The 18,115-nt window shown below is 42.6% G+C and carries 13 protein-coding genes; 5 read left to right on the top strand and 8 right to left on the bottom strand.

The window, feature by feature from the left end:
* Positions 1-103 precede the first annotated feature (103 nt).
* Positions 104-265: a rubredoxin gene (gene rd / locus C3V43_RS11150; protein ID WP_106069874.1), complete on the top strand. Its 162-nt coding sequence runs from the start codon at positions 104-106 to the stop codon at positions 263-265.
* On the opposite strand, the gene C3V43_RS11145 is transcribed toward rd, so the two are convergent.
* The gene (locus C3V43_RS11145; RefSeq protein ID WP_106069873.1) at positions 262-1,959 is read right to left on the bottom strand and encodes a Na/Pi cotransporter family protein; all 1,698 of its coding nucleotides are present in this window, start codon (positions 1,957-1,959) and stop codon (positions 262-264) included. The genes rd and C3V43_RS11145 overlap by 4 nt on opposite strands.
* Before the next feature lie 81 nt (positions 1,960-2,040).
* On the opposite strand from C3V43_RS11145, the gene C3V43_RS11140 reads away from it, so the two are divergent.
* From C3V43_RS11140 to C3V43_RS11125, 4 genes are all read left to right on the top strand, one after another.
* Positions 2,041-3,714, top strand: a complete 1,674-nt coding sequence (locus tag C3V43_RS11140; RefSeq protein ID WP_106069872.1) for a nucleoside kinase — start codon at positions 2,041-2,043, stop codon at positions 3,712-3,714.
* A 42-nt stretch (positions 3,715-3,756) separates the two neighbouring features.
* Positions 3,757-5,262, top strand: a complete 1,506-nt coding sequence (locus tag C3V43_RS11135) for a sensor histidine kinase (RefSeq protein ID WP_106069871.1) — start codon at positions 3,757-3,759, stop codon at positions 5,260-5,262.
* Positions 5,263-5,993: 731 nt separating this feature from the next.
* Positions 5,994-7,685, top strand: coding sequence for a tetratricopeptide repeat protein (locus C3V43_RS11130; RefSeq protein WP_106069870.1), 1,692 nt, complete (start codon positions 5,994-5,996; stop codon positions 7,683-7,685).
* A gap of 113 nt (positions 7,686-7,798) precedes the next feature.
* Positions 7,799-8,296 (top strand): DUF3244 domain-containing protein, encoded by a 498-nt coding sequence (locus C3V43_RS11125; RefSeq protein ID WP_317046000.1) that lies wholly within the window; start codon positions 7,799-7,801, stop codon positions 8,294-8,296.
* Here C3V43_RS11125 and C3V43_RS11120 read toward each other — a convergent pair.
* From C3V43_RS11120 to C3V43_RS11090, 7 genes are all read right to left on the bottom strand, one after another.
* Positions 8,192-8,653 carry a tellurite resistance TerB family protein gene (locus C3V43_RS11120; protein ID WP_106070573.1) on the bottom strand — a complete coding sequence of 154 codons (462 nt, stop codon included), beginning with the start codon at positions 8,651-8,653 and terminating at the stop codon, positions 8,192-8,194. The two genes, C3V43_RS11125 and C3V43_RS11120, sit on opposite strands and share 105 nt — an antisense overlap.
* 12 nt (positions 8,654-8,665) lie before the next feature.
* Positions 8,666-10,450: an AAA family ATPase gene (locus tag C3V43_RS11115; protein ID WP_106069869.1), complete on the bottom strand. Its 1,785-nt coding sequence runs from the start codon at positions 10,448-10,450 to the stop codon at positions 8,666-8,668.
* Between the two features lie 39 nt (positions 10,451-10,489).
* Complete coding sequence (locus C3V43_RS11110) at positions 10,490-12,985, bottom strand: Hsp70 family protein (RefSeq protein WP_106069868.1); 2,496 nt, start codon at positions 12,983-12,985, stop codon at positions 10,490-10,492.
* Between the two features lie 19 nt (positions 12,986-13,004).
* Positions 13,005-13,922 carry a hypothetical protein gene (locus C3V43_RS11105; protein WP_106069867.1) on the bottom strand — a complete coding sequence of 306 codons (918 nt, stop codon included), beginning with the start codon at positions 13,920-13,922 and terminating at the stop codon, positions 13,005-13,007.
* Positions 13,923-13,954: 32 nt separating this feature from the next.
* Positions 13,955-15,670, bottom strand: coding sequence for a hypothetical protein (locus C3V43_RS11100; protein ID WP_235655840.1), 1,716 nt, complete (start codon positions 15,668-15,670; stop codon positions 13,955-13,957).
* A complete protein-coding gene (locus C3V43_RS11095; RefSeq protein ID WP_106069866.1) occupies positions 15,654-16,019 on the bottom strand; it encodes a hypothetical protein in 366 nt (121 codons plus the stop codon). Before C3V43_RS11095 ends, C3V43_RS11100 begins: the two co-directional genes overlap by 17 nt.
* 737 nt (positions 16,020-16,756) lie before the next feature.
* Positions 16,757-17,956, bottom strand: coding sequence for an ATP-binding protein (locus C3V43_RS11090; RefSeq protein WP_106069865.1), 1,200 nt, complete (start codon positions 17,954-17,956; stop codon positions 16,757-16,759).
* Positions 17,957-18,115 lie beyond the last annotated feature (159 nt).

Here is an 18,115-nt window from a genome sequence, read left to right as displayed (position 1 = left end):
TGCCACAGCATTTCCACACCGTTCAACAAAAAAACGACTCAAGGAGTAAACAAAACAAATGATTTGCGTGTTACAGATAGAAACAATTAAAATTTCAAGTTTTATGGAAAAGTACATTTGCACAGTTTGCGACTACGTTTACGATCCTGAATTAGGTGATCCGGACAGCGGCATTGAACCCGGCACCGCCTTCGAAGACATCCCCGAAGATTGGGTATGCCCCCTCTGCGGCGTAGGCAAAGACGATTTCGAGAAAGTGTCCTAAGACACTTTCTTTTCTTTTATATCGCTGCCGGCTTCCACCACATTCACCACATAGTCGCCCAGTTTTTCACATTCCGCAATGATGTCCATGTAGTAGACACCCATCTGATAATCGTACTCCTTATTATTCACATCCAGAATATTCTGGTTCTTCAGCTGATTGCGGTAGTTATTGATTTCATTTTCTATATTGAACGACTTGTTCACGTCACTGCTTGCATGCTCAGGATGCTCTATAACGACGATCATCTGAGAAAGAGCGTTGTCCGTCAGCTTCATCATGAAGTGTATATGTTCATATTGCTTTTCCGTAAAGTCCTGATTGGTCTGACGCTTGCGGTTGATGGTACGTGCCAGATTATAACAGCTGTCGCCGATGCTCTCTATCTCCGTCACTTCACGCAACATGGCACGTATCTGCAACTTACTTTCCGAACTCAACCGTCCCTCTGATACCTGATTCAAATAATTGGCAATCTCCAGTTCCATGCTGTCGCTGATGTTCTCGTATTTCTCCACACGGCTGAACAACTTGTTGAATTCATCGTCTTTCTCCGTATGCAACAAATCCTGCACCATCCCGAACATGCGGCGGATACGTTCGGCAAACAGATGAATCTCCTTGCTGGCCTGCAGGATGGAAAGCTCTGCCGTAGAGAGCATACCGCCGGAAATAAAGCGCAGGCGATACTCCTCGTCCTGCTCCTTCATTGGAATGATAGCGCAAACCGTACGCTCGATGAACTTCACGAACCAAATCAGTATCAGCACGTTGCAGATATTAAAACAAGTGTGGAACGCCGAAAGCTTAAAGGATACAGCCACCGCAGGGTCTTTCGTCCCCATCACATTCTCCACAAACCACGACACGGCTCCGGTGAAAGGAGTGAACAGACACAGCACCCACATCACACCGAACACATTGAACACCAAATGCGCCAAAGCAGCCCTGCGCGCCTGCGTGTTGCCGGTCAACGCCGCAAGATTGGCCGTGATGGTTGTTCCAATGTTTTCTCCCAGCACCAGCGCCGCGCCCAACTCAAAACTGATCCAGCCATTGGCACACATAATGAGCGTGATGGCCATGGTGGCTGCGGATGCCTGCACAATCATCGTGAGGATGGTTCCGATTCCTACGAACAGCAGGATGGAGAAATAGCCCATGTCCGTATAATCCTGCACAAAAGCCAGCATGTCGGGGTTGTGCCTGAGGTCGGGTGCATTGGACTGCAACAACGAAAGCCCCATGAAGAGAAAGCAAAAGCCGAAAATAAATTCTCCGATAGACTTACGCGAACTTTTTTGGGAGAACATCAGGGGAATGCCGAAAGCAAGAAGAGGAAGGGCAAAGGAGGCTATGTCTACTTTGAAGCCTAAAGCCGAAATAATCCACGCCGTGACGGTGGTACCGATGTTGGCACCCATGATGACGCCTATGGATTGCGACAGAGACAAGAGTCCGGCGTTGACGAAACTCACTACCATCACCGTGGTAGCAGAAGAAGACTGGATTAACGCTGTAATCAGCACGCCGGTCAGCACGCCGGTCACTCGATTGGTTGTCATGGCGGTGAGAATCTTCCGTAGTCTGTCACCGGCAAATTTTTGAAGCCCCTCGCTCATTATTTTCATTCCGTAGAGAAACAAAGCCAGCGAGCCGAGCAGCTTTAAAAAATCATAAAAAGAATATTCCATCTTTAATTAATTAAAGGGTTCGTTGCCCCATGTGTTATTATATCCTATATTTAGCGTGTAAATCAATAAAAAAGAAACATTATGAAACACATGTTACAAATTTGTTGCAAAAATAATAATATTTCCAAAGAATTCCCCATCGGAAGTTCACTTTCGGATATTTATTCCGGTTTTAATCTTGATTTCCCCTATCAGGTGGTCAGTGCAAAGGTGAACAATCGTTCCGAGGGATTGAACTTCCGTGTGTACAACAACAAGGATGTGGAGTTTCTCGACATCCGCGACTCTTCGGGCATGCGCACCTACGTGCGTTCGCTCTGCTTCGTACTCTATAAGGCCGTCAGCGAGTTGTTTCCCGAAGGCAAGCTGTATGTAGAACACCCGGTTTCCAAAGGCTACTTCTGCAACCTGCGCATCGGCCGGCTCATTGAGCTGGAGGACGTAGCCGCCATCAAAAAACGAATGCAGGAAATCATTGCCGAGGATATTCCTTACCATCGTGTAGAATGCCACACGACCGAAGCCGTGCGCATCTTCAGCGAGCGGGGCATGAACGACAAAGTGAAGCTGCTGGAAACCTCCGGTTCGCTCTATACCTATTATTATACGTTGGGCAACACCGTAGACTACTATTACGGCAACCTCTTGCCCAGTACAGGCTACATCCGCCTGTTCGATATCGTGAAATACTACGACGGCCTGTTGCTGCGCATCCCCAACAAGGAAAAGCCCGATGTGCTGGAAGAAGTGGTGAAGCAGGAGAAAATGCTCGATGTCTTCAAGGAGCATCTGCGCTGGAACTACATCATGGGGCTGAGCAATGTGGGCGACTGCAACCTTGCTTGCGAAGAAGGACATGCCACCGACCTCATCAATGTGGCCGAAGCCTTGCAGGAGAAAAAGATTGCCCAAATCGCCGATGACATTTATTGCCGCAGCGAGAACGGCAACCGCGTGAAACTGGTGCTTATTTCCGGTCCCTCCTCTTCCGGTAAAACCACCTTCAGCAAACGCTTGTCCGTGCAACTGATGACCAACGGTTTGCACCCATACCCCATCTCGCTGGACGACTACTTCGTAGACCGCGAAGACACCCCGCGCGATGCAAACGGCAACTACGACTACGAATCGCTCTACGCCCTCGACCTCAAACTCTTCAACACCCAGTTGCAGGCATTGCTCCGGGGCGAAGAGGTGGAAATTCCGCGCTTCAACTTTGCCCTCGGCAAGAAAGAGTATAGTGGCGAAAAACTACGCATCGACGACCACACCATCCTCATCCTCGAAGGCATCCACGCCCTGAACCCCGAACTGACGCCGCACATTGCCGCCCAAAGCAAATATAAGATTTACGTGTCGGCCCTCACCACCATTTCACTGGACGACCACAACTGGATTCCCACTACCGACAACCGCCTGTTGCGCCGCATCATCCGCGACTACAACTACCGCGGCTACTCGGCACAGGAAACCATCTCGCGCTGGCCCAGCGTGCGTGCCGGCGAGGACAAGTGGATATTCCCCTATCAGGAGAATGCCGACGTCATGTTCAATTCCGCCCTGCTGTTCGAGTTCGCCGTGCTACGCAACCATGCCGAGCCCATCCTCAACAGCGTGCCGCGCAACTGCCCCGAATATTCCGAGGCCTACCGGCTGCTGAAGTTTATCAAATATTTCACACCCGTTCAGGGCAAGGAAATACCGCCAACCTCGCTGTTGAGAGAATTTTTAGGAGGAAGCAGTTTCAAGTACTGATTATTTATTTTACCTTTGTATGCAAATAAAACAGAATAACGTATGAGAAGAATTTTCAGCATACTCCTTTTAGGTGCCTTATGCCTCTGCACTCAAGTCTATGCGCAAAACCGCGCGGACGAACTGATGAAACAAGCGCAAGAAAACCTTGCGAAAAAGGAATACATCAAATCCCGCTACCTTTTCCTGCAGGCCTACAACGCCTTTGCCTCACAAGACAAGTATGACAAGACCGTGGAATGCGGCGTCAACGCCGCCGCACTTTATCATCGGGAGAACTATTACAAAGAGGCTTTCGAGTTGCTGCGCGGTGCGGAGCAAGTGGTGGCTGCCGGCGAACAGAAAAGCGGCAAAGCACTGCCCGGCCTGCGTTTCCGCATCAACAAAGAGCGCTTGCAGATGTATATCAACCTGAAGAATCCCGCACGCGCCAAAGAGCAACTCAACCTGATGGAAGAAACGGCCAAGTCTGCCCGCAACGACTCCCTGAACAACGACCTCCTCTATACGCAGGCCAACTATTACTACACTTTCGGCATGAACGCGCAGGGCGATGCCGCCATCAACCGCCTGATAGGACAATACAAGGAGCAGAAGGAGTATGCCAAAGTGGACGACTGTTACAAGACGCTTATCGGCATAGCCCGCAAGGCCAATAATGCCGGACTTGTGGCACGAACCTACGACAAGTACATCTTATGGACCGACTCCGTAAAGGCGCTTACCGCACAAGACGAATTGAACATCTTGAAGAAGAAGTATGACGAAAGCCTCGCCACCATCGGCGAGAAAGACGACTCGCTGAGCGCCAAGCAATACATCATCATCGGCCTTTGCGCGTTGGCCGCCATTTTGGCCGCCGCTTTGCTGTTCGGGGGCATCGTGCTGCTTCGCTTCATCGTGCTTACCCGCAAACAGAAGAAAGCCATCAACATTGCCAACGAGCACAACGACCTGAAGACCAAATTCATCCGGAACATCTCCACCCAGATGGAACCTACCCTGAACACACTCGACGCCTCACTGCCGGGCGTAAAAGCGCTGCATGCCTTTTCCACCCACATCCAGGAACTCTCCGAGTTGGAGAACTCCTTGTCCGAACCTTATGAGATGCAAGAGAAAAACATCTCCGCCTTCTGCGAGAATCTCATGGATAAGATAAGGGGGAAAGTGCGCGAAGACGTCATACTCACCGTCAATGCGCCCAAGCTGAATGTAAAAGTCAACCCGGAACAGTTGGAACGGGTGTTGCTGCACCTGCTTGCGAACGCAGCCGAATATACCCCTGCCGGCGGCAAGATATGGCTCGACTTCAAGAAACGCGGCGCACACACCCATCAGTTCATCGTCAGCGACACCGGTTGCGGCATCCCCGAAGAGCAACGCGAAAACATCTTCAAACCCTTTACCGAAGTAAAAGACCTGGCTCAGGGCGACGGTCTCGGATTGCCCATCTGCTCGCTGATAGCCATCAAGATGAACGGCAGCCTGACGCTGGACGACGGATATGCCAAAGGAGCAAGGTTCGTACTGGAACTGCATACATAACGATATCACATCGAAAAAGCACATTCTTCACAAGAGGCTGGAGACGCAGCACCTATAGCGACGTCTTTCCTACAGGATGTAAGTTTTCTGTCGGGAAGACGCCTTCATGTAATAAACATTTACCATCCATCAAAACACGCTTCTACAAAGAAAGCAGAAAACTCCTATCCCCCCCTCACAGAACACCTTCTGAAGAGGAGACACCTATGTATACGACCGAGATACCCTAAGAATCTGTTTTGAATTTATTCCGGCTTTTCAACGGTTCGACACGATTGGACACACATAAAAAAGCAGTCATTTTACTTTCGCACCATGTTCGTACCATGTTCTTATCATGTTCTTGTCATGTTCTTGTGGAAGTGCTCGCTATGGACAAGAAGAAAACAAAAAGATGATAAAAGCGCATACCCTCTGTGAAAGACAGAATCAACTCCCGTTCGACGATTTTTTTTTGAAGAAAGGGGGGTAACTCATGGCATTTTTTATTCATTTCAAAACTACTTCCAAGCATACGGCTGAGGCAGCCTAAATATGGGAGTGAATCCCGGCAGTTGTTTTCATCTGCCCATCCATGGTTTGTTCTATTCGTTTTTTTGGTATAATTTTTCAACGTGGCATGGTTGCACATCCTTATCCCCAACTCTGGTTCCGGATATGGAAAAAAAACTGTAAATGATAATCGAAACAAAAAAAAATTATCTTTGCAAGACAAACAACAACCAGCCATAATGAAGAAACAGACAATCTTCTTTTCACTTATATCAGCCCTACTGTTGGCGGCCTGCACAAACAAAACAGCATACAGCACGATGTTGGCACAGGCCGATTCATTGCTGACATCTCAGCCCGACAGTGCCCTACGCATACTGCAAAGCATACCGACAGAGGATTTGAAAACCGAGGCGAACATTGCCTACCATGCCTTGTTGCTTACACAAGCACGGGACAAGAACTACATCGCGCAGACGGATGATTCGCTGATACGGATAGCCGTGCAATATTACGACGCGCATAAGCAAGCAGAAATGCAAGCGCGAGCTTATTATTGCTGGGGAAGCATTTATAGGAATAAGCATGACGATTCTCAAGCCATAAGTAAATTCAACATAGCCTTGTCACACACTAAGAATCTCCCCAAACATGCAGATATCAGATCCATCCTATATAGTAATCTGGGATACTTATATTATATACATGACATCAAACCTGAAGCTATTGAAACCTACCGTGAGGCAGAACTATTGGCAGAATCTGAAAAAGATACCATATCACTATGTTATGCCCTATCACAACAAGGAATGCTACTTATCGAAGAAGGGGAACAACACTACCCGAAAGCCAAAGAATTGCTGCTAAAAGCCTTATCTATAGGCGAAACCTTTTCAGACTCCACAGTATTAGGGCCAATTTATCATTCTTTAGGTACACTTTATAAACATATACCTAACCCTCAACAGGCACTGCAATATGCACGACTGAACTATATCAACCTGAACGACAGTTTGTTTGCATACAGAGCATTCCTTCTGTTAGGCAATGCCTACTTCATCAACCAACAATACGACTCTGCCAAGATTTTCTTGCAAAAGATACTCAAAGCAGAGAAATACTATGATACCAAAGCCGACGCTTACATGCTTTTAGCTGAAATTGCACGTCTAAAAGGAGATATACAGACCTTTGCCCACATGGAAAGGAATCGGGCAACATATCAGGACAGTGCACGAGCCAACAGTCAAAAGCACACCATCCTCAGCACGCTTATCACCCACGAAAAGAATCACAATAAAAAACTCATCACCCGCTATTCCTATTTCCGTCATAGCATATTTATCACGATAATCGTCACGAGTCTTTTTTTCTTTATCTTCCTAAGAAGAAAGAAAAAGCAATATCAGGTAGAAAAACAAGAGTGGAAAGACAGATTACTGAAAGAAATAGCACAGTCCAACCATAGCAAAGAAGGGAGTGTAAAGCAAATAGCTGACAATGAAAGATTTCAGGAAGAAAAGGATAAACTTTCTTATAGAGAGCCGATTGATATGGAAAAAAATTACAAAACTTCTGCACTATACGGAAAAGTTTCTCGTATTGCCAAATCATTGGCAAGCGTAGAAACCAAAGAGAACTTAAACGAAGAAGAATGGAGTCTGTTTATAAACCTGACAGATGACGGATGGAGCGGAATCATTACCTATCTCAACGAGAGCTACAATCTGTCAATAGAAGAAATTCAAATATGCTGTCTTTATTTGGCACAAGTTCCTGTTATCCATATGGGACACTTTGTCAAAGGCCAGTCTCGTAGCACCATCCAAAATCGTTCAAAGAACATCTTGCAAAAAATGCATGCACCTAAAGGTTATTTATTAAAAGACGCACTCTTTTCTTTGGCCGAGCAATTAAAAAAGAGCAAATAAGGCTGTTTGGGGCAGTTTTTGGGCAGTCTAAATAATATTTGGGCAGTTTTTGGGCAGTGTTTTATTTTAAAAGGCCCTATTTTTGGCAATATAAACAATAAAAGCAATGACCTATGAAAGCACTGAAAGCACTTTTCTTATTATTCTTTTTTTTATGTAATGGATTCTTTTCATTATCTGCCCAAGATGATAACTCCAATATGGAAGTAATAGTATTAGAAAGCTATCCCATAAAAGATAAAGATGAAAGCGGCAGTAAAGGAGAAAAAGGAACTCCTATAAAACGAAGCCCCCGGCAACGGTTAGCACATGCTTACTTATATAATAATGTAGTAAGTGTCAATATTAACAGAACGATTGCTGTTATCAATGTTACTATTACCAACGAATCGACCGGTGAAACAGTCTGCTCAGAAACATATTGCAACCCTACTTACTTTGATATAGACTTAAGCAGTGAAGACAACGGGAACTATCTGATAAGAATAGAGACTGAAAATATCTTCCTACAAACGGATGTTGTCAAATACAATACCTTCATTCCAAACCGGTTCTTCCATAACGTCAATATCCGGCAGCAGAAAATCTTCTTTGTCAGGATGCTCTGCTAAAATTTGTTCGTCAGAAACTGATAGTCTATAGCGGATTTTCTTAAAAAACTTTATTTCTGAATATTCTATATTATTATCCGCTTCAATCATTTTAATTGAGAGTTTTATAATTTGCAATTCTTCCTCAGAATTCAGATTTTCTTCAGACAATTCATTTAGGTATTTCCTGAGAAACGATGAGCCAGCCCGATTGATTGCTGAAACGTATGCATTCAATACGCCTTCCACATCCAAACCTTCAAGCATGGGAGTCTGTACAGCTATTGTTTTTACCAAATCTATTTCCTCGGGTGCAATATCACCGTCACAGGCCATGCAACAAAACATGGTCTTCAGATACAATTCTTGCTTTGTCATAATCATTCTTTTTTATCTAAACCCGATACGGGTACGTTCTTTATTTTGTTTCTCCAAAACCACACCTTCCATTCTTGCACGAATTTCATCATAGCGTTTCATATCTTCTACACTCAAAGATGGACGGGCATTGCGTATCGCTGCAATCAAAACAGCCATTGTAATTTTACCATGTGACTTCAAGGCATTCCTTGCCGCATCATTGACTATCAGTAAAATATCTGCCGATACATAATTCTCTGTAAGCGCAGCAAGTTCTTCATAATCCAAGCCGAAGTCATACGGTCGTTTCTCAAGATACAGCTTGAAAAGAGCTATTCTTGCACTTTTATCGGGCGCACCGATAAAATATTTTTTATCAAGGCGACCCGCCCGAAGAATTGCAGGGTCAATCGTATGCGGATAGTTTGTTGCACCGATAATAAATATTCCACGTTCACCTGTCCTATCCATCTGTGCCAACATTTCATTTACTGCACTACGTGACATTTCGTGCACGTTGCTCTCACGGTTTGGCACAAGCTCATTCATCTCATCAATAAATATAATCGTTGGCGATTTTTCTTCGGCCTCCTTGAACATTTGCGCTATATTTTCTTGTGTCGCATTGACATACCGACTTTTAAGCGTAGCAGGTGTCACACACATAAAATTAAACCCGACCTCTTCTGCAAAATGTTTAGCAAAAAATGTCTTTCCGCATCCCGGAGGACCATACAAAAGCATTCCATTAGGAATTGTCACCCCATAACGTTCATATTCCTCTGGATTATGAAGTGGTTCTATCACCTCTTCACGAAGCATTTTCTTCAGTTCATCCATGCCCGCAATGGCTGCGAAACCTCGTCCCTTCTTAGCTATGGTTGGCTTTACCGATTTTGCTGATATTTGAGCGTCCGTAGACAAAACTCTCCGTTTCGTAGACTGGCGTTCAACAACAACAGCTCCATCAATTGCCCTTATAAATTCATCTGCCGTTTGAAACCGACTTCCCACATCATAGCTCAAAGACTTCACTATGCAGTTTACCAACTGACTGTCTAATTCAAACTTATCTATTTGCGGCAAATCCAATTCCCTATTACGTTCCTCCAATATTGCATCGACTTTATCTTCGCTTTTTATTCTCGAAACATCTATAAACCAAGGCAACTCGCCATATAATAATTGGTACATCATAACCCCAACCGAATATAGATCCGATTGTATCTGATTCACTCCCGAAAATCTCTCGGGAGCAAGATAAAAGGCATTCAGTTCATCCAAATCCGGCCTGACTGGTTTTTGATTAAGATAACAGGCATGACCGAAATCAATTAGTTTTAAATCATCCAGTCCACTCACAAGATTAAGCAGGACATTCTGAATGGTCACTTCTCCATGAATTACGGATACTTGTTGTTGATGGAGATATGACAAGGCCGCCAATATAGCTTTAGCAATCTGCTTAATTTCATACACACTCAAATCACCATCTCTTATGATTTTTTGAGAAAGGGTTTCTCCACTTACGTATTCCGTAACAAGAAATGCATATTGCCCACCATTCAACATTAAGTTTCCTGAATCTATGTATTTGCACAGATTCGGATGGCTCAATTGTTTGGTAATCTCTATTTCAACAACGCAACCGTTATCGTCTATTTGTCCACGATTTAGCCTACCATAACTGATAAGTTTCAGAAAACGAGTCTTGCCAGCCGCATCTTTCACACGATAAGTTTCCGCATAAGAACTTTGCTTATGCGGGAATGCTACAGTATATGAAGCGACTCTATCGTTTTTGTTGAAAATCATGACTTATAAATATCAATTAATCATTCTACCTATTGCTACTCAACCTTTTAATAATCCTCCAGCATTCTCTGCTTCATCATCCGGCATCAATTCTATAAGACTGCAAGCTATCGGATGGAGCCTCTCGACTGTAGGCTGATTGTTGATTTCTTCTAAACCTTGATTAAGCAATTGACGAGCACGAGCTACATCTCTCCAGCGTATTACACTGAAACGCTCATAACAATCCCGAATCAGTCCCATACACTGATAAACCAGAGTTAAATGAACAAACAGGCCGTTTATCTGCTCCAATATTTCACGCCCTATACGGACATCTCTACTACGTATCACTTGGTCTGTTTGCGTACGCAATTGTTCAACGAGTTGTGCTGTTTTTTCATTACCAAGATTATTCTGTGCTTTTTCAAGCCGGTCAAACTCATCACGAAGTTCTGTTTCCAATCTCTGCCACTCGGTACTCTCATCAAGGCTTTCTATCTTCCTAAGTACCTCTTTCAAGTGCTGTAACACAGCCTTCTTTTCAGAACTATTCTTCGCTTCTTCTTTCACCCTGTCAAAATCTTCTTGAATTGTCGCGGTCGAGATATTAGCTTCTTCCAAGCGGTCAATACTTTGCTGCGCTTCTATCAATTGTTTTCTGATAATATACTCTGCATCTTCCACAGATTGTTTCTTGCTTGTATCAAGTTTCTTCTCTACTGTGATGTCAGAAGCGAGGAAGTGCACCTCTAAAGTCATTTGTTCTGATGTATCTACTTTCAATGTCACATCCACGGAACTATCTGCAGAAATGAGAGTTTCTATATCATCACCTGTTATAACAACATCCGCTACATATTCGTACAAAGAAGCTGAACGCCCTTCCGCTCCGGAAAAGTCATCTACTTGATAAACGGGAATTGTAAGTTTATCGCTTTCAACACCCGGTCGCAGTTGACTTGTTGTCTTCAAATCATTAATCACTCCTGTTGCCGGAACAGGCTTATTTTTTTCCAACCCTTTTGCCATACGGAACACTCCACGTTTCTTCACAACACTCCATGTTGCAATACCTATATTATAGGGCAAGGGAGCAGCTCCGACTTTTGTTCCTTGAATAATGGTGAATTCCGATGGGAAACATGGCAGGATATTTCCTTTTTCATCGTATGCCACCACATTGAATGAATTGGCCTTAGACTCCAAAAGATTAGCTTCAATTATATTTCCGATAGTACCTACTTCAACTTTCCCACTTGACCATGATTTGTCACTACGCACAAGCTCCACCCAAACCTTTGGCAATCGAGAATTATCCACCAACTTGACACTTACCCATTCTGTCGTTTCTACAGATGTTGATTCATAACCTATATCAAAACTAATCGTCCCCAATTCAATATCTTCCAGATTTACCTCCGCATCCATTGTGGAAGCATAAAGTGCAGCACCTGTGGCAACTGCTGTCATAGGGTCAATGCTCGTATCTACATTTTGCGTGATTTGCTCTTTCAGCATTTGACGAATGAGTGGACTATAAGTAGGGCCGCCGACCAATATAAGTTTGTTGATTTGACTACCGGACAAATGATTTCTCTGCAACAAATTTTTGCAAATATCGACCGTCTTTTGAAAATAAGGCCGTATCACATTAAACAAAGTTTCTTGTGTCACAGTGAGGTCAAGTTCTATTTCTTCTCCGTCCTCATCTTCGCCCAGTTCTCCAAGATTGGATAGGATATCTTCTTTTTCTTTAAATGAAAGCTGATTCTTAACTTCTTCCGCGTATGTCTTCATAGCATCGCGCAAAACTTCCTTTTTGTCCGCATCTGCAAGCGTAGAACTAAGATTGAAGTTTTCCACCAGATAAGGCATGATGATATTATCCACTATAGCATAGTCAAGATTCTTACCTCCCAAATAGTTGTCTCCCTCCGTATCAAAAACCTGCATAATACCATCTTCTACTTTCAGAAGTGCCGCATCGAATGTACCTCCACCGAAATCAAAAACCAACCATATTCCGTTTTTACTCTCTGCGGTCAAGCCATAGGCCATAGCGGCAGCAATAGGTTCTTGCAAGAGTTCACATCGCCGAAATCCTGCCAGCTGTGCAGCTTCCATAGTAGCGGTTTTTTGATTTACCGTGAATTTCGCAGGAACAGTAATAACCACAGAAGAAAAGCTTTCATCTGTCACAAAGGATTTCAGAGTTTTCAAGACCTCTGCCGACAGTTCTTCTGATGAATAATCTCTTTCCATGAAAGAGCTGTGATAGCGGGTATCCGTAGCCATTGTACGTTTAAACTCCACGTAAGCATTGGAAAAGCCCTTCTTACCCGCCTTTGATGCACGGCGTTTATCACTTTTCATATCATTGAAAGCCGAATCACCAGCTTTTACACTTTTACGTTTAGTAAATGAAACACATGATGGCATCGTGTCTTTCAGTACATCGGTTTTTATCACAACCGGTTCTCCTTTTTCCATACGGCATATCGCAGAATTTGTTGTTCCGAGGTCAATGCCATAGTCTATTTTTATTCTTGCCATAATTTATGATGTTTTTTGTTTATTCCGACTGGCTGACTTCTATCTGGGCAGCCTGTATCATTTGCTGTTGATAGTTTATCTGTGGCTTTATGATCTTTGTTACAATTTGTTGACCGGGTTCAAGGTTTTCATCTATCACGAATGTCACTGCAGCCTTCATTCCTGCGACGTATGACTTACCCAGCATATCTACAATCTCATAACCGTTGGCATTGAAATTATCCTTTATCCGCTGAACAGCCTTTGACAGTTGCTTATAACCTTTTACAGAAGGATCCATTCGCAACAAATTCATTTCTATCCTCACTATTTCATCTGCTACTTTCAAGGCCAAAGAGTGATCTATTTGCGCACTTGCTGTACTTATAGCAGACGGCATTTGTCTTTCAAACAGTTCTATTAGTTTATTGTCCAATCTAACAGACTCTTCCTGCATCTTTACGTGAGCAGCTTGCAAAGTATCTTGTGCTTTGCGAACCTCATCAATAGAGAAAGTACCTTGTTTAATGCGTATTGTAAGATAATAGGAAATCGCCAATGAAACAAGTAGTATAACTACTGCGATTAGTCCGCCCCAAAGAGTGCGGCTCTCTATAACAGACTGATTTGAGGCCAACGTATTGTTAGTCTCTTTTATTTCACCATGAATAATAGTGCGGTCTGCTGCCTGTACTTTCTTTAGACTATCACAATTTATTTTCAGACTATCTATTCTTTCGTATAATTCAGCATTGCGTTTTTCCAAAGTCGCAATATCATGTTTATTTTTATTTGCAACTATTGATAGTTTCCGCAACGTTTTATCGAATTCTGTCTGCTTTAATTGAATAGCGTTTAGACTTCTCTCCATTACAGGAACCTCATTGGTTCTTGTTTGACCAGTTACTGTTGCAGACAAACAACACATAGTAAATATGCTAAATATTATTTTTCTCATAATTACAGAATCAATTTAATCAATAATTTTTATCACCAATCTTTAACTCCTCCATAAACCGCTAATGCTACTAATCCCCCCAAAACCATACCTCCCACTTCTGCTACAGCACCACCAATTATGGCACCAATCACAAAGCATACAATACCAATAATGCACCCTGAATCATCAGAACTGTTTGATGTACTACCTGTTTGTTTATCAGCAGAAGACGAGGTTTGAGTTTTGGGTGGACGTGTTGTCACACTTGAAGATGGAGGTGAAAAATATGGTACGTCTGTAGTTGTAGACACCCCCAACTGTTTACACATTTTTTTAAGTATAGAACGGTTCTGATTATATCTTTTTGTCTTGAAACTCGACTCCATATCGAATGTGTCTATTATTTTTAGTGCGCTCCAAGCCTCTTTTAACGTTGCCTTGATTTGTTTTATTTTGGCATCCCTATCAAGCGACATAGAAATAGGAATCTGCTTTCCTCCTATATCAATGGTTCCACCGCTTTGCACAGCATTTACTTCTTCGATTATATCATGCAAAGCATTTCCAACCACTTGCGTTGATATTTTCAAATAATAAGAATTGCCTACACCTAGTTTTTCTTTTATAGATTGTAGATGAGGTTTGGTTTTTTCCAATAATGCTACAGCATGCTTAATTCTATTGGATAATTTACAGAATGCTCGCAATTCTTCTTTTATAGCCTTATCTTCTGCAAACACCTCCTGAGGAGGAAGATTATCTATAATCTTTTGCAGTATATCCACATTTTCCTCACAACGGTCTTTTGCCATCTTCCCAACGACTATGGATAATGCGTATGATTGGAGTTTCATTGCCTTATGGGCTGCGTCGGCAGCTTCCGATGCATTATAAAAATCAATACCGCATTGAAGAATTTCCAATCCAAGTTTATCAGCAATCATTTGATATTGCAAATCCGTAACGGGAAGTAATGTTCTAAGTTGCGTAAGTATAGTTTCGGTTTCTTGCATTAATTTAGCCCCAGCATTATAACGCGCAGTGATTCCCTGTCCTCTAGATGCCTTTGCTGTATCAATTGCCATCTGCAAAGTTTCAATCAATGGCTTAATCGTTTTGTCGCCTACATATCGTTTCCAATCATTATTTTGCAGAAAGGGAAGAATTTCTTTTGCTCCTATTGCGGAACAAAGTTCATCAAGAAAACAAAACTCTATTTTTTCTATGTCCACCGTATGTTGCTCTCCCAAAACGGAATTCACAAATTCCTCGGCATACAAAGAGTATAGCTTTTCCGCACAAGATAAAGCCACCGTGTAATTATCTTGTATCAGCGCACAGACTATCCGATTCTGCAAAGATGAAGCGCTATCCTTTTTCTGCCATATGGCTATTGCCCCATCTACATCACCTGCGACCAGATGATTCATGGCAATATCATCCAAAGGAGTTGCCTTTATAAACCAGAACTGTGCATACCAAAGTTGCTCATTAGGTAATGTCAGTTTGGCTTCTGCATCAGCAACAGTTTCTACTGAACGGATAATTGTGGGAAGCAACATGGGAAAATCCAATTCAAATGAAACCTCTCTCTCTACTTTCAGAAAAGCTTTTAACCTATTATGATTGGCTACCCGCTCTTTTGTGGATGAATTGGAATATATGCCTAAAAGGCGATAAGGATTGTAGTATATTAGATCCAGCATGCCGGTTAATTCTTTCTGCTTATGCCAGCCGGCTCCATTGCTGTCATGGTTGTCTTTCAATTTTTGACTTATACATAAAAACGTGGAGCCAGTCCTGTTGCCCGTTCCACAATGTAAAGGCTCTCGCATTGCCCTGTTCGTCGAAACGAGCAACGTCGAAAGCCCCACGCCGATGTTTATTTATATAATTCACCCCTGACTGTCTTGAATCATCATTAATGATAAATACAGTTTGGGCTATATATAAAACATCCCAAGGGGCGTTCACGTTGCTTTGTCTTTGACGAACAGTTTGAATTTGCGAGATTCTTACATTGCCAAAACTAAAGCGTTCAGTAAACGCCTGTATGTATAATGCTCTACCAGCCGCACCATCTAAAAAAGGATTGGCGTGTAAGAGTTGATGCAAAAATAGCGAAATTTTATAATAATCAATATTTTATATTCTTTTTTTTGTGAGAAAGGTAGAGAAAAAAAGATATTTCTTGTTTCCCATGTAAAAAGGAATGTCTTCATGCGGTTATAAAACAGCTACGATATTTAAACCTTCCATTTATAATAGTAGAGATTAGAGTTTCTTGAAAATATATAGTAACATGAATCAGTGGCTTATATTAGGAAACAATCATCATTTTTTCAATTCATGACACATCCTATCTTACAATAATCCAAGATTATTGTAAGATAATTTCCAAGCATTTTCTCTCTTTATCCTAACCATCAGCCACCTATGTAGACACCCCTGCCAGAATACCTTCTGACGAGGGAGTATCTAAGTATACGACTTAGGTACCCTAAGTATAGGACTTAGCCCCCCCTAAGTATACTACTTAGATACCCTCAATATAAGACCCTGCCTGCATTAGCTGCAAAGAAGGCCTGAAAAAGATAGTTCACCGTTTACTTTTTTGTTGAGAAATATCAATAGAAAAGTAAAACGCCCTACAACATCCGTCTCGATCAGTCACTTTATTCTTCAACATACCTAAATACTTATATACAATGAAAGTACATGAACAATATTCAAGTCTTAAAATAAAAGATATGGAATAGCTTCAGGATAAGTGATTTGATTTGTAATCACAATAATGGTATAATGATGAGTAAAACCGATATTCATAAAAGCTGCAAAAATAAAAAGTCCAATCAATAAGTCAGTCCCACAATCCACAGCGGAAGTTTGCTGCCTGTGGAAAACTCAATATTATCGGCAAGCACAAAAGAGTTCGGCAAACCGGCTATTTGCTTAAAGTTTTTATCAGTACCGCCTACTTCAAAAATATAGGTATGGTCTACAACAAAATCGCCTTTCATCTTCCCATACTCCACCTCATGATTCACGACAAGCTGACTGACGACAAAAGTTTCTCTTACCGTACCAATCTGCACGGGAGTTGAAGCAATGGCATAAAGCAAATTGGGGTTTTGAAGATAAACCTTATCAGGTTTCTGCATCTTCCTGACAGACATGCTGTCAGAATAAAGCAATGTCAGCAATTCCGCCTTATCCAGATTTTGCAAATAGGCGATCACTGAATTACGGGTAAGCCCGATTAACCCTGCCAGTTTAGAGATATCCACCTCATAGGGAACAGAAACCGCCAGAACGCCCAACAACGCTTTAAGTTTTCTGATATAGGCAGGATCTACACCGCACAACAGTGGCATTTCCTGTTCCAATATGAGGTTGACCACATTCTCGATATTAATGTAATAATCTTCTCTGTTTCCCGTAAAGAAAGGATAATACCCTTCGTGCAGATACTCATCGAACATCTGTATAGGGCGACACTTCTCGTTCATCTCCCGACAAATCTCACCCGCATTCTCCAAGACCTCCGTCAAAGAACAAACAGGCATACGAATATCTTTGTAGAACATCAGGAACTCCCTAAACGACAAGCCGTACATATCGTAAGGCAGGCAACGTCTGGAAAGGTCGGCATCACCATTCAGGATATTGAGTAAAGAAGAACCGCTAAAGGTTATCTGCAAAGAGGGGTATAAATCGTAAGCCTCTTTCAACTCCTTGCTCCATGAGGGATATTTATGCACTTCGTCTAGGAACAACCGCTTGCCCCCCTGCAAATAAAACCGCTCTATAAGGTCCAGCAAAGTATGGTTTGTGAAATAGATGCTATCCAACGTACAGTAAAGCGCCTCACGACTGCCCGACTGATAATTGAGCTTGATGTATTGCAGCATTAATGTAGTTTTCCCCACCCCTCTGGAGCCTCTGATAGCAATCAATCGATTGTCCCAATGAATCTTATTCATTAGCTCCCGCACAATTTGGGTACTTGTCTGTGCCAGCAATCTTTCTTGTTTAATAAACAGACTATCCATAATAATAAGAAGATTAGATGACAAATATACTCATTTGCTCGGACAAACAAGCAAAAGCTCCCGTTTTTTGTTTAGAGCAGAAAGCAAAAACAGACACATTTTGCTTTTTACAGAAAGCAAACAAGCTTTAACCGGTACATATTAATAAAGGAGAAGTCT

This window comes from Prevotella heparinolytica, assembly GCF_002998535.1.
In the GTDB taxonomy this organism is placed as follows: Bacteria; Bacteroidota; Bacteroidia; order Bacteroidales; family Bacteroidaceae; genus Bacteroides; species Bacteroides heparinolyticus.
Note: the sequence above shows the minus strand (reverse complement) of the source record. Positions and strands in the feature narration are given on the sequence as shown.